Origin of the sequence: Amycolatopsis roodepoortensis (genome assembly GCF_014873915.1) — a bacterium.
GTDB lineage: Bacteria > Actinomycetota > Actinomycetes > Mycobacteriales > Pseudonocardiaceae > Amycolatopsis > Amycolatopsis roodepoortensis.
Genome location: NZ_JADBEJ010000005.1, coordinates 2,857,102 through 2,870,115 on the forward strand (window position 1 = coordinate 2,857,102; position 13,014 = coordinate 2,870,115).

Below are 13,014 nucleotides of genomic sequence, written 5' to 3' on the forward strand. Positions count from 1 at the left end.
GGACAGGTCGTTCCGGGTGGGACGCCGCCATCGGGTGGTGTGGAGCGGTCACGGGAGCGCCTGCCGGGATGTCGGTGCTGGCGTGTCGGTGCTGGGGTGCCAGGGCTGCCACCCGGTGGGGGTGTAGCGGTGCCACGGGTCGTCGGGCTGTTCCCGTGCGGCGAGTCCAATCCAGTCGTGGCTGAACATGTGGTGCAGCATTGTGTGGCGGGCGATGAGGGTGTCCAGCCTGGGCAGGGGTGCCTGCACGATGGCGAGCAGGCGTTGCGGTTCATGTCGGGCGTGGTGGCCGTCGGTGAGGGACTGCCAGGGCAGGCCGGGCTGGAGGTCACTGGTGTGGCCGGTCATGACGCCCAGGCCCCCACCGGTGACGTTGTGCAGGGTTTTGCTGCCGGCGCCGAAGGACTGCGGGTCGACGGTGGCGAAGTAGTACTGGCTGTTGATCCAGTGTGCGACGACGAGCGGCGCGGTGAGGATTGTTTCCAGGACGGTGCCGGTCGGGTCGAGGTCGGGATCGTAGTCGTGGAGGAACACGCGGCTGTGCAGGTCGATGCCGCGGGTGAGGGCGCGGGGCGCGATGAGGAAGGCGGCGTTGTCGGCGAGACCCCATTCCGGGAAGACCTGGGCCCAGTCACGGGCCCGGGCGCGGGTGTGGCGCGCCGCGTGCCGCGGGCGGGGCCGGGTGGGTGCGCCCGGCAGGATGGCGCAGCGTTCGGCGGCCAGCCGGGTGCCGGCCGTGCGGAGGTCGGCGGTGAGCCTGTCAGCGTCGCGGCGGTGGGTGGCGGGCAGGAGGTGGGTGTCCAGCAGGCGTACGGTGTCGGTGGTGGTGTCGTGTTCGGCCGGGACGAACCAGGTGTCGTCGGGAACGGTGATGCCGCGGTCGGCCAGGTGAAGGCGGACCTGCGGATCGTTGAGCAGGGCGGCGGCCGTGCGGGCGTTGGGACCTCCGGGATGTCCCCCGCAGGCGCCGCAGTCCAGCGCGGCCTGGTAGGGGTTGTTGTCGGTGTGGGCGCGGTGCCCGCAGAACACGACCAGCCGCGCGAACCCGCGGGTCAGGCCCATCAACGTCAGGATGGTTTCGGCGGTCGCGGCACGCTCCTCGGGGGTGAGCGCCTCGGCGATGGAGATCTCGGTCTGCGGCTCGGGCGTGATGCGGCGGGCCCACCACGCGCCTGTGGCGCCGGCGGCACGGGGAGTGAAGGTCTTGGCCGCGGCCAGCGGCCCGGCCAGCCAGCCGGCGGCTTCGGCGAGGGCGAACGGCGCCAGCAGGTCGTCCTTGGCGGCGTGCAGGGAGTGCTCGGCGGCGGCGAGCACCCTGCGGCCGGCCAGTGACCGCTCGGCCGCGCGCCGCCGACCAGGGGCGGGGTGCTCGGTGAGGGTGTGGCGAGGCGTGATCGGGCCGGGACACTGGGTGCGAGCGGCACCCCCGGCGAGGTCGCGGTAGCGCATGGCGACGGCGAAGAAACCGGCGAAGCCCAGGGTCTGGTAGCTGCCGAGGACCTCCAGGTGGCGGCGCAGTCCTTCGGAGCGGGGATCGATGCAGCACACCACCTGCGCCCGCGGTGGGGCTTCGGGCAGTTCGGGCTGGGGCCGGCCGAGGATGCGCAGCAGCAGCCGGCTCCGGTAGTGGTCCTCGTAGGCGTCCAGCCAGACCAGCGCCCGCTGCTGGATCGGCAGCTGGTCGAGCAGCTCCACCAGCTCGCTCCGTTGGGCGGCATCGGTGTCGGTGACTTCCAGCGCTCCCAACAGGTGGTAGGCCCGGTCGTGCGGGTCGACGGTGGCCTGCCGGGTGTCGAACCGGCTCGCGGAGGCCCAGGACCACGCTGTGCCGGGAGCGTGGGAGCCGGCGAGCGCGGCGGCTTCGACGGCCAACCGCAACGCGAGGTAGTCGACGAGGTCGATGCCGCTGTCGGGCCGCTCGCCGCGCCACCGGACGTGGGCGGCGAAGCCGGGCAAGCAGGCCAGGTGGGCCTGCAGGTAGCGGGTCCGCTGGTCGTCCGGGACACCGAGCGCGGCCAGCGCGTCCAGGATGGTGTGCTCGGCGCGTTCGGGCAGGTGCCGCAGCCGCGCCCGCACCGGCCGCGGCAAGGTTCCGTCATGGGCGGCCAGCGCCCGCCACGCCGAGTAGAAGCCGCGGTCACGACCCGGCATCCGCCAGGTGGACTGGCCTTCGTCCAGGTAGGCCGCGCACCACTGGATCGTGTGGGTGTTGAGCAGGGCGGCCACCTCCGGGGCCAGTGCTTCGGCCGCGGTGCGTGCCTGACGGCGCGGCGGTGGACACGCGATGCCCTGGTGCAGATCGGCCACCAGCAGGTCGACCGGGTCGTAGGCGCGGTTGCCGAGAGTGAGCGGGCCCCGCTGTAGCGCCGTGGGGTGGCGGCGGGCCAGCGCGGCGCGCAGGTCGTCGTCGGTGATCCGGCCGCGCTGCCAGGCGGCACGTAGCCAGGTCTCGTCTGGGGTGACTCGTGCTCCGAGCAGATCCGCGGCGGTGGTGGCCGCGTCGGCGAACGGGCGGTCCAGCAGGCCGGACAACGGGTTGACCGCGATGAAGTCCGCCAATGGCCAGGTCGGAGCCAGGAATCCGGCCGCGTCGGCGATCTCGGCGCGCACTGCCGCCTGCTGTGTGGCGACGTCAGAGACGGCATCGGGGGCGAGGTTGGTGGCGGGGCCGGTGGTCATGAGTGTGAACCCTCCTGCGCGAGCACGACGCGACAAGTGGCGGAACGTGCGACCGTGGAGAACAGGGGAAGCCACGCGTGCGGGACAGCCGGTGACTCACCTGTCATGGCGGCGACCCGCTTGCGCGGGATGCCGTCGAGCGCGTGGGGGCGAGTCACGCCCGAGCTCCTTCCAGTTGGGGAACCGGCCGCGGACGCGGTGTCGGTACCAGCCATGGCGGGTGACCCCAGGCGGCGGTGTACGTGCGCTGCTGCCCGGCGGACAACGCCGCCACGTACAGCCGGTCGCGCCACCGGCCCAGACCGACCGCGGGTGCCAGGTGGAGCAGCAGCGCACCGGCCGCCAGCACCGCCACCACGGTCGCGAGAACCCAGGCCGAGACAGCGGCGGGCCCGCTTGCGGGCAGGCTCGGGGCCAGGAGCTCGGTGACCGCGCCCACCAGGGCCAGGTACCCGATCGCCACGCCCGGCAGCACGATCACCACCGTGACCAGCGCGCCGCCGGTCGGGTGACGACGCAGCCAGCCCCACGCCAGCCGCGCGGCGGTGGCCACGGCGAAGAGCGACAACGCGACGCCACCGGCATGAAGGGGTAGCAACCAGGCCGCCACCCCGACCGCCGCGACGGCGGCGACCCCGGCGAGGACAGCGACCTGCGCTGCGCGGGCAGGAGCCAACCGAGGCGCGGGAGGAGCCGCAGTGTGGCCAGCGTGCCGCTGCACGGCCGACCCCGAGCCGAGGAACAGGGTGGCTTTGAACAGCCCGTGCGCCACCAGGTGCACCACCGTCGCGGCGTAGAGGCCGAGCCCGCAGGTCATGAGCATGAACCCCATCTGCCCGATCGTGGAGTGCACCAGCGCCCCTTTGATGTCGGGGCGGGTCAGCATGATCGCGGTGGCGGCCACGACGCTGGCGGCTCCGATGGCGAACGCCAGGTGTGTCGCCACCGGCGCGGCACCGACGATCGGCGACAGCTTCACCAGCAGCACCCCGCCGGCGTTGACCACGCCGGCGTGCAGCAGAGCCGAAACCGGGGTCGGTGCCGCCAGGGTCGCCGGCAGCCATCGGTGCCAGGGCAGCTGCGCGCACCGCACGGCCGCGGCGACCACCAGCGAACAGGCCACCACCGTGCCCACCGCACCGCCGAGGGCCGCGTCGCCCTGGTGGCGCAGGTCGAGATCCCCCCAGACCGTGACCGCGAGGACAACCCCAGTCCACAACGCGGCGTCCCCGGCGACGACGGCACGGGTGGTGCGCCGTGCGGCATCGACGGCCGAGGGCGCCGGCCGATACATCCCCACCAGACGGCACAAGATCACCCCGGTCAGCGTCCACGCCACCGCCAGGGTGACGAGAGTCGCCGCGGTCACCATCACCGTGGTCGCGGCGGTCAGCGCCCCCGCCGCGACAGCGAAGCGGGCCGCGGCCGGATCGCCGTGCAGGTAGCGGCGGGCGAACGCCTGGACCACGGCGCTGACCGTGCACACCAGCAGCAGAACGATCGCCCCGACGTGGTCGACCACCAGCCCGGTCCAGGCTCGCCCGTCCGGGTTGGCCAGCACCATCGCCACCGGCCCGCCGACTACCACCGTCACGGCCAGCGTCCCCGCCAGCGCGGTGGCCACCAGCGCCGCACCCGCACCCAACGCGGGCGCCAAGCTTCGTAGCCGCCGGATCGACCCGGCCATGGCCGCAACAGCGGGAAGGGCCACCAAAACGAGCAGCGTCACCCCTGTCACGCCGTCGTACCTTCCTGACCCGCGCGCGCCGCCGCGCCGCGCGTCGCCGGGGCTCCGGCGAGGTCGGTGGCGCGCGGCTCAGCACCGGTGCCCGCAGCGGGCTCGGGCGGCGAACCGAGGTGTTCCAGGCAATGCGGAGGCAACGCACGCCCGTCGAAACCCCCGATCCGCACCCGGACGAACTCGTCGTGGACCACGCAGTACAGCGACCGCCCCCGTTCCAGCTCCCGGGCGATGTAGGCACCCACGCTCTGCGCGGCCCCCCGCCGCACGCCCGGCGGGCTGGTGTCGATCACCACGTCCGGCGGCGGCGAGGCCCACCGGTGCGCCCAGCGCCGCGCCACCTCATCGGCCGCGCGCTCGCCGGTCAGTACGCCCGCCATCTCGGCGTCGACCACCGCGCCCACCTCCCGCAGCAGGTTCTCCCACGGGAGCGCCATCTCCTCGTCGCCCATGACACCCACCTCCCAAGCACGCTACCAATGACCTGTGTTCTAATACGCGATATGAATCATACGACATTGATGACGTGCTTTGGCAAGCGTGACATGCGTTACCCCCGACGAGGTACAGTTGCGGCCATGCAGGAGTGGACGTTCTTGACCAATCACGCCCACGTACTGCTGTGCGTGGTGCGGGATCCACAAGTTCGGTTGCGGGATGTGGCCGAGGTGGTGGGCATCACCGAGCGGGCGGCGCAGCGCATCGTGGCCGACCTCGTCGAGGCGGGCTACCTGGAACGCACCAGGGAGGGGCGGCGCAACCGGTACCGGTTGCATCCGGATTTGCCGCTGCGGCACCCGATGGACCGTGACACCGCCATCGGGCAGCTCGTGGCCCTGCTCACCGGCATCGACGCCCGATCCGGCAACCTCGTGTAATGCTCGCCGTGCACCCCTACGCGGGCGCACCGGTCGCGATGGCCACCCGACACGGCAAGCAGCGAGCCCTCGCTGCCGCCCTGGCGCGGATCCCCGGCATGCGGCTTGTGCTCGCCCACGATGTGGACACCGATCAGCTCGGCACCTTCACCGGTGAGATCCCCCGCGCCGGGTCGGCGGCCGAGACCGCGGTCCGCAAGGCGCGCCTCGCGATCGAGTCGACCGGCCTCGGACTCGCCGTGGCCAGCGAAGGCTCCTTCGGCCCGCACCCGGTCGCGCCAATGCTGAGCGCCGGCCAGGAGATCCTCGCCTTCCTCGACACGGTGCGGGACGTCTGCATCCTGGAGCGCCGAACCACACCGACGAACTTCAGCCACACCACGACCCGCCGCCTCGACGAGGAAACCGACGCCTACCTGGCGCGCGTCGGTTTCGGTGCCCACGCGGTCATCGTCCGTCCCCACAGCCCCGCCGACGTGCGGGCTCCAGGCCCCATCTGCAAGGGCATCCAGACCCGTGCCGACCTCGATGCGGCGATCAGCCGGTGCACCGCGCACTCCACCGATGGCCTGGCGCGACTGGAGACCGACATGCGCGCGCACGTCAACCCCACCCGCATGCGGGAGATCAGCGTGCTCGCCCACCAACTCGCCTCGCGTCTGGCCACCCTGTGCCCGGCCTGCGGCACCCCCGGATTCGGCCCGGTGGACCGCGAACCTGGTCTGCCCTGCGGCACGTGTGGCGAGCCCACCCGCCTGACCCTGGCAACGATCCACGGGTGTGCCCGCTGCCCGCACCGCGGCCGCCACCCTCGCGATGACGGCCAACGACGTGCCGATCCCACGTTCTGCGAATGCTGCAACCCGTAACCCCCGGACACCACCCCCGCAGACCCACCCGGCCGGCCCCAGCCACTGCACGTCCGAAGGAGCGTCACCACGATGATCCCCCTGACCGCCGCCGCGATCGCCGCGGCCACCGACGGTCACCTCGTCCCGGGGACCGACCCGTCGCTGCTGGTGACCGCACCCGCCAGCATCGACTCCCGCCAGGTCCACCCCGGCGGCGTGTTCGCCGCCCTCCCCGGCCGGCGCACCGACGGGCACTACCACGCATCAGCGGCCCTCGCCGCGGGAGCCGCCCTGGTGCTGGCCGCACGCCCGGTGCCCGCCCCTGCCGTCCAGGTCACCGACGTGACCCGCGCGCTCGGCGACCTGGCTCGCCACGTGGCAGACCGACTGCCGGCCACCGTGATCGGCATCACCGGGTCGAACGGCAAGACCACGACCAAAGATCTCGCCACCCAGGTCCTGGCACACCACGGCCCGGTCGCCGCCACAGACCGCTCCTTCAACAACGAGCTCGGTTTTCCCCTCACTGTCCTGCGCGCCACCCCCGACACCCGCTACCTCATCCTGGAAATGGGCGCCCGGGGCCGTGGACACCTCAGCTACCTGTGCGGCCTGGTCACCCCCCACGTCGGGGTCGTGCTCAACGTCGGCACCGCCCACCTCGGTCAATACCCCGACGGGCAAACCGGGATCGCCGCGGCCAAAAGCGAACTACTGACCGGGCTCCCCTCTGCAGACCACGGTGGGCTGGCCATCCTCAACGCCGACGATCCGCTCGTCGCCGCGATGGCCCCGCTCACCCCCGCCCGCACCCGCTGGTGGAGCCAGCGCCCCCACCCCAACGGCGTATACGCCCGAGATGTGCACGTCACGCCGCGCGGCCGGGCGTGCTTCACCCTGCACACTCCCGAGGGCACGGCACCCGTCACGCTCCGCCTGACCGGCCGGCACCACGTCGGCAACGCCCTCGCCGTCGCCGCCCTCGCCCTCGGCCTCGGCCTTGACCACCACACCATCGCCGATGCCCTGAGCGCCGCTGAACCCGCCAGCGGCGGGCGCATGCAAACCATCGTGCGGGGCGACGGGGTCACGCTCCTCCACGACGCCTACAACGCCAACCCCGACTCCATGGCCGCCGCGCTGACCACCCTGAGCACCATGTCCGCCCGCCGCCGGATCGCCGTCCTCGGCGAGATGGCCGACCTCGGCGACCACGCCGCTGGCGCCCACCACCACCTCGGCGTGCTCGCCGCACGCGCCGGCCTCGACGTCCTGATCACCATCGGCACCCGGACCGCGCCTCTGATCGCCGACGCGGCCGACACCGAGCACAGCACCCTCGACATCATCGCCGTTCCCGACAGCCAGGCCGCCCACGACGTGCTAAGTCGAATCCTTCGTCCCGACGATCTCGTCCTGATCAAAGCATCCCGCGCCGCCCACCTCGAACACCTCGTCGCCGCGCTCAGCAACCGCTGAGCAGCCCGGAGTCGCGGCCGTCTGGCTGCGCGACCCGGCCGCTCGGCGGAGCCGATCCGCGATCGCCAATCCGAGCCCGTCCGGGGTAGGAACCGAGGCCACCACGACCTCGCACTCATGCCGGTCGAAGTCACGGAGGAACTCGAAAAGCCGCCGCGCGTACCGCGCACCCGAGTCCGGCACCGCGATAACGCGCTGCCCGGCACACGCACCGGCACCGCCCGCGAACTCGGGCGGCAGCAGGACGCCGACGCGCCGGCCCTGCGCTGCCAGGTACTCGGCGTGGCCGATCACCTGGCCCGGCTCGACCAGGACAACCCGTGCCCTCGGCGCGTAGTGCGACGGATGCTGGCCCGGAACGCGTACGGCACTCCTCGCCCGCACCGGCACGGAGCAACCCAGTGCGCGCTCAAGATCCTCTCGTGTCACGCCGCCTGGGCGCAGTATCGCAGGTGCGCCGGTGAGGTCGACGATCGTGGACTCGACACCCACCGCACAGGGGCCGCCGTCCAGCACGTAGTCGACGTCGGCGCCCAACCCGTCGCCAACATGAGCAGCCGCCGTGGGACTGACCGAGCCGAAACGGTTGGCCGATGGCGCCGCCACACCGCCACCGAACGCCGTGAGCAGCGCGCGGGCGACCGGATGGTCGGGCACCCGCAGCGCGACCGTCTCCAGACCGCCGGTGACCGCGCGGGGAACACGGCGGCCCCGACGAAGAACCAGGGTCACCGGGCCAGGCCAGAAACGGTCAGCGACGCGGCGCGCCGCGTCGGGCACCTCCGCGACCCAGTCGGGGAGCTGACGCGCCCCGCTGAGGTGCACGATCAGCGGGTGCGTCGAGGGCCGCCCCTTCACGGCGAAGACACGCTCCACCGCGTCGACGTTCTCCGCGTCCGCGCCGAGCCCGTACACGGTCTCGGTCGGGAACGCGACCAGCCCACCCGCGCGCAGGGTGCCAGCAGCGCGTTCCACATCGAGTCCCACGCGCTCAGGCGCGATGCCTGGTTGATCCGACATCACCCGTTCACCCCTCACCACTGCAGTCTGACACACCACCGGCTCGCGCGATCACCGTTGCCCCCGCGCCGCCGGACCCATTTCGAGACCGGATCTCGTACCCTCTCTTCCCGATCAGCACGCGCGGCGCTCAGCCCGGGCAGCACGGGTGGTCACGTCACCAGCGCTCGCACGACGGGCAGCGCCTCGCCGATCACATAGAGCGACCCGGTAACTACCGTGAGCGTGCTATCATTCGCCGCCGCCGCGCGGCGCACCGCATCACCCACATCCGCCTCGACCGCGACCGATCCTGCGCCCACCGCCCGCGCGGCGGCGGCGAGCCTGGCGAGCGGCACCGCTCGCGGTGTCCGGGGCGAGGTGCAGATCACCCAGTCACCAGCCCCGACCCCCAGGGCACTCAGAAACGCCTCCGGCGCGCGGGTCCCGGTCATACCGACCACCACGGTGCGGGAGACGCCGTCGAACCGCTCCCGCAGCGCCCGTGCCAGCGCGGTGGCCGCTTCCTCGTTGTGGGCGCCGTCCATCAGCACAGGGCCGGGGGTGTGGACAAGCTCAAAGCGGCCCGAAGCCCGCAGCGCCCCGCAGACCGCCCGCACCACCTGGTCGGCCACCGGCCGGGCCAGCCACACCTCGGCGGCGGCCAACGCCGTCGCCGCGTTCGCCGCCTGCCACGGTGCCAGCAGACGCAGGAAAACGTCGTCATAAGTCGCCCCGGGCGTGAACAGCGACACCGTCCGGCCATCCGCGACCGGCGCGTCGGCGGCCACGCCGAAGTCACGATCCACGGTCACCACGCGCGAGGGGCGGCGGCCCAGGAACGGCGGGTGCATGGCCGGGTCCGCTTCGGCTAGCACCACGGTCGCGCCCTCAGGAACCGCGCCAGCCTCAGCCACGGCGTTGTCCCACCGCGTGTCACCGAAGTACTCGACGTGGTCGACGCCCACCGACGTGACCACCACCAGGCCGGCGCCGAGCGCGGCGGTCGCGTCGCCGCTGCCACCCAGACCGGTCTCGACCACCGCGACATCAACACGTTGGTCGGCGAACCAGCCCACCGCGGCCGCGGTCATCAATTCGAACCAACTGGGCCGCCCCAGCTCTGACGCGGTGCGCTCGTCCGCCACCAGCGGGTCGAGCACCGCCGCCAACTCGTCGTCGGTGATCGTGACACCATCGATGGTGATCCGCTCCTGCGGCCGGTGCAGATGAGGACTGGTGTACAACCCGACCCGCAGTCCACTGCCCGCCAGCACCGCGGCCAGGATCCGGGCGGTCGTGCTCTTGCCGTTGGTGCCGGCCACCAGGATCACCGGCACCCGCTGCTCGGGCCGGCCGAGCGTGCGCAGCAGCCGCTCGATGACCACGGTCGTCGGGGCCTGCGACACCACCCCACCAGCAGCGACCCCCACCCCCCGCTCATGGTCGACGTGACCGTCCAGCCACTGCCATACCCCGGCGCGCCTCACGCCACCGATCCTAGATCCACCCCCGATCAACCTTGACAGCCACATTCCGGCCAGTGACACTGCGTGCAGAGGGGAGTACTTCCCTAAGTGTCTGCCTGGTCAATACGGACACCCCATGGTGTCCCCGGGCGACCGCCCTCACCAGGGTGAAGGAGACCTCGAACGTCGTCCGTGCGCGGAGGTCTTCGTGCCCTTTCATCCCGTGGTGTCGTCTCTGTCCGTGGCCGCGCCCGCCGACTCGGTGGGGTCCTCGTCGATCGGGTCGCCCTGGTTGTGGGTCGCCAGCATCGCCGTAATACTCGGCCTCCTCGTCACCGATTTCGCCGTCACCCGCCGTCCCCACGAGGTGTCGATACGGGAAGCGATTGGCTGGTCGGTGTTCTATCTCACGCTGCCCGTCCTGTTCGGGATCTGGCTGTGGGCGGTGTTCGACAGCGGGCCGGCACTGGAGTTCATCACCGGCTTCGTGGTGGAGAAGTCACTGTCGGTGGACAACCTGTTCGTGTTCATGCTGATCCTGGCCGGGTTCGCGGTCCCGTCCCCCATTCAGCAACGGGTGCTGCTGTACGGCATCGCCGGTGCCCTGGTCCTGCGGGGCATCTTCATCGCGGCGGGCGCGGCGCTGCTGCAGGCAGGCACCTGGGCGTTCCTCCTCTTCGGCCTGATCCTGCTCGTGTCCGCGGGCAAGATCCTGCACGAGGTGCACACCGGTTCGGCCTTCGCGGGCCGCGACGTATCCCAGATGCGTATCGTGCGACTGCTCCGCAGGTTCATGCCCGTCACCGACGACTACCGAGGCACCCGGCTGACCGTACGGGAGCACGGACGACGCGCGCTCACGCCGCTTGCGGTGGTGGTCGCCGCGGTGTTCGTGACCGACGTGGTGTTCGCCGTGGACTCGGTCCCCGCGGTCTACGGCATCACCGCGGACCCCTACCTGGTATTCGCCACCAACGCCTTCGCGCTGCTCGGCCTGCGCGCGCTCTACTTCGTGCTCCACGCCACGCTGGCCAAGCTCGTCTATCTCAACCACGGCCTGGCGGTCATTCTCGCGTTCATCGGTCTGAAACTGGTGTTGCACTGGGCCCACGGAATCTGGCCGGCCACCCCGCAGATCCCCACGCCGGTCTCCCTCGCTGTCATCGTGGCCATCCTCGCCGTCGTCATCGCGGCGAGCCTGCGCACCCGCCGCCGAGCCGAGCAGCACGTGATTGAGAAGGACTGACCATGTTCACCATGCTCACCGGATTCCTCATCGACATCGCTGTCACGGCACTCATTCTGCTGGCGTTGGTCATCACCTGCGCAGCGTTGGTGCCGCCCCGCCCGCCACGATGAACACACGCCGTCCCGGGTGGCGTGTCAGTGTGGGGTGCGAAGCGAGAGGGGCGCTGGTCGTCGCGAGGTCCTGTCCGCACACCGCCCGGCCACGCCACGTAGCCCTTGCCAGGGCGTGCTTGGTGGTGCTGGCGTCGGTGGCGTGAGGTTTCCTGGACCCGCGCGGTGGGGCGGCGGGTGCCTGCGCCGGATCCGGGTCGGCCAGATCGTGTTGACGACGCGGGGCTTGGTCGTTGAGGTACTCCCCCTCAACGTCGAGAATGACGAACTGTGGTTCGTTTACCAAGGGTGGCGAGTTATCCGGTGCGGCGACGACGCGGAGGAGTCGAGGCGCCGTCAGCCGAAGCATCACGAGCATCGTCAGGGGTGGCGGGACCGACGGCGGTGATGAGGTCGGCGATGCGGTGGTGGGCTTCCAGCGGGTGGCGCAGATGGCCGTCGGGGTTGATGCGGTAGTGGTTGCGGCGGCCGACTTTGGTGCGCTCGATGTAGCCGCCCTGGATGAGGTCGGTGAGGATGAGCTGGACGGCGCGGGTGGTGATGCCGACCTTCTGGGCGATGACGGGCAGGGTCTGGTGCGGGTCGGCGGCCAGGCAGAGCAGCACGTGGGCGTGGTTGCTCAGGAACATCCACGACCCTGGCGTCTGCGACGCGGCGGCGTCGGCCGGTTCCGCACCAGCATCCACCACGCCAGAATCCACCGTGCCGGAGTCGGTGGGATCCGAGCCCGCTGGGGTGGGGAGGGCGTGGTCGGGTGGGGGTTCGGCAGGCCGCATGGGGCCGACCATAAGGCATTCCTTCCACTCTCGATGCCGCTGTCGGCGCGGGGTCCGGATCGGCGGGGAGCTGCTCGACCGGGTGTGATCAGACCAGCATCGCGTCGGGCAGGGTGTGCTCGTCTGCGCGGCGGATCCGCAGCCGAGGTTGAGTGAGGCCGAGCAGGTACTGGCAGGTCGCAGGCGTGAGGAGCTCGGCGCGAGGATGGGCGGGCAACACGAGCACGTCGGCGTCGTGCACTCGGCACAGTCGCAGCAGGGCGGCGGCCACGCGCCGATGCCGGCCGCCCGGCCCGCGACGGTGATGCCACGCGGTGGTGTGGATCCGCACGCCCCGCTCGGCCAGCCCGGATGACGGGAGCCGTGACAGCGCGGGAGCGAGCGCCGCGGCGGTGACCTGCTCCCGGCGGACCTGCTGCCAGGCGATCAGCCGCGCGTTGAGCGTGAGCCCCGGCGGCGGGTGCAGCACGGCGAGCACGAGGTGGCCGTGGTCGGCGATCAGTTCGACCGCCGCGGGCAGCTCGGCGGCCGGCGCGGGATCGGTGGCGTCGACGACGCAGACGAGGGTTGTGCACTGGGCGGGCATCAGCGGACCTGCTTTCCACGGCACGGATCGAGGAGGCCGCGCGCTGGCCTCATTTCCAGATTGACGAAGTACGGTTCGCCAGTCAAGCCTTGACAGGCGAACCGTATTTCGTCATTCTGGTGGTGCGGAGGGGAGTACCCACCACGTCCGGGATCGTCATTACGGCAGTTCGATGGCTGCCCGGTCCCGGCGCCACC

General features: G+C 71.8%; 11 protein-coding genes. 4 read left to right on the plus strand and 7 right to left on the minus strand.

Annotation, left to right across the window (positions count from 1 at the left end; translation table 11 throughout):
* Window positions 1–48: 48 nt before the first annotated feature.
* The 3 genes from H4W30_RS32790 to H4W30_RS32800 all read right to left on the minus strand — a co-directional run bounded on the left by H4W30_RS32790 (window position 49) and on the right by H4W30_RS32800 (window position 4,872).
* Window positions 49–2,679 carry a DUF2309 domain-containing protein gene (locus H4W30_RS32790; RefSeq protein ID WP_005456785.1) on the minus strand — a complete coding sequence of 877 codons (2,631 nt, stop codon included), beginning with the start codon at window positions 2,677–2,679 and terminating at the stop codon, window positions 49–51.
* 154 nt (window positions 2,680–2,833) lie between these two features.
* A complete protein-coding gene (locus H4W30_RS32795; protein WP_091679436.1) occupies window positions 2,834–4,417 on the minus strand; it encodes a proton-conducting transporter transmembrane domain-containing protein in 1,584 nt (527 codons plus the stop codon).
* The gene (locus H4W30_RS32800; RefSeq protein WP_005456782.1) at window positions 4,414–4,872 is read right to left on the minus strand and encodes a hypothetical protein; all 459 of its coding nucleotides are present in this window, start codon (window positions 4,870–4,872) and stop codon (window positions 4,414–4,416) included. Before H4W30_RS32800 ends, H4W30_RS32795 begins: the two co-directional genes overlap by 4 nt.
* 126 nt (window positions 4,873–4,998) lie before the next feature.
* Between H4W30_RS32800 and H4W30_RS32805 the strand changes: the two genes are divergently transcribed.
* The 3 genes from H4W30_RS32805 to H4W30_RS32815 all read left to right on the plus strand — a co-directional run bounded on the left by H4W30_RS32805 (window position 4,999) and on the right by H4W30_RS32815 (window position 7,628).
* Window positions 4,999–5,298 (plus strand): helix-turn-helix transcriptional regulator, encoded by a 300-nt coding sequence (locus H4W30_RS32805; protein WP_005456781.1) that lies wholly within the window; start codon window positions 4,999–5,001, stop codon window positions 5,296–5,298.
* The gene (locus H4W30_RS32810) at window positions 5,298–6,167 is read left to right on the plus strand and encodes a DUF6671 family protein (RefSeq protein WP_005456780.1); all 870 of its coding nucleotides are present in this window, start codon (window positions 5,298–5,300) and stop codon (window positions 6,165–6,167) included. The genes H4W30_RS32805 and H4W30_RS32810 overlap by 1 nt, the downstream gene beginning before the upstream one ends.
* Window positions 6,168–6,239: 72 nt before the next feature.
* Window positions 6,240–7,628: a UDP-N-acetylmuramoyl-tripeptide--D-alanyl-D-alanine ligase gene (locus H4W30_RS32815; protein WP_005456779.1), complete on the plus strand. Its 1,389-nt coding sequence runs from the start codon at window positions 6,240–6,242 to the stop codon at window positions 7,626–7,628.
* Here the strand turns inward: H4W30_RS32815 and H4W30_RS32820 are convergent.
* Complete coding sequence (locus H4W30_RS32820) at window positions 7,533–8,648, minus strand: L-threonylcarbamoyladenylate synthase (RefSeq protein ID WP_005456778.1); 1,116 nt, start codon at window positions 8,646–8,648, stop codon at window positions 7,533–7,535. The genes H4W30_RS32815 and H4W30_RS32820 overlap by 96 nt on opposite strands.
* A gap of 152 nt (window positions 8,649–8,800) precedes the next feature.
* A complete protein-coding gene (locus tag H4W30_RS32825) occupies window positions 8,801–10,117 on the minus strand; it encodes a bifunctional folylpolyglutamate synthase/dihydrofolate synthase (RefSeq protein WP_005456777.1) in 1,317 nt (438 codons plus the stop codon).
* A gap of 214 nt (window positions 10,118–10,331) precedes the next feature.
* Between H4W30_RS32825 and H4W30_RS32830 the strand changes: the two genes are divergently transcribed.
* Window positions 10,332–11,342: a TerC/Alx family metal homeostasis membrane protein gene (locus tag H4W30_RS32830; RefSeq protein ID WP_225950578.1), complete on the plus strand. Its 1,011-nt coding sequence runs from the start codon at window positions 10,332–10,334 to the stop codon at window positions 11,340–11,342.
* Window positions 11,343–11,751: 409 nt separating this feature from the next.
* On the opposite strand, the gene H4W30_RS32835 is transcribed toward H4W30_RS32830, so the two are convergent.
* Complete coding sequence (locus H4W30_RS32835; RefSeq protein WP_246106882.1) at window positions 11,752–12,144, minus strand: helix-turn-helix transcriptional regulator; 393 nt, start codon at window positions 12,142–12,144, stop codon at window positions 11,752–11,754.
* A gap of 175 nt (window positions 12,145–12,319) precedes the next feature.
* Window positions 12,320–12,817, minus strand: a complete 498-nt coding sequence (locus H4W30_RS32840) for a hypothetical protein (RefSeq protein ID WP_005456773.1) — start codon at window positions 12,815–12,817, stop codon at window positions 12,320–12,322.
* Window positions 12,818–13,014: the final 197 nt, after the last annotated feature.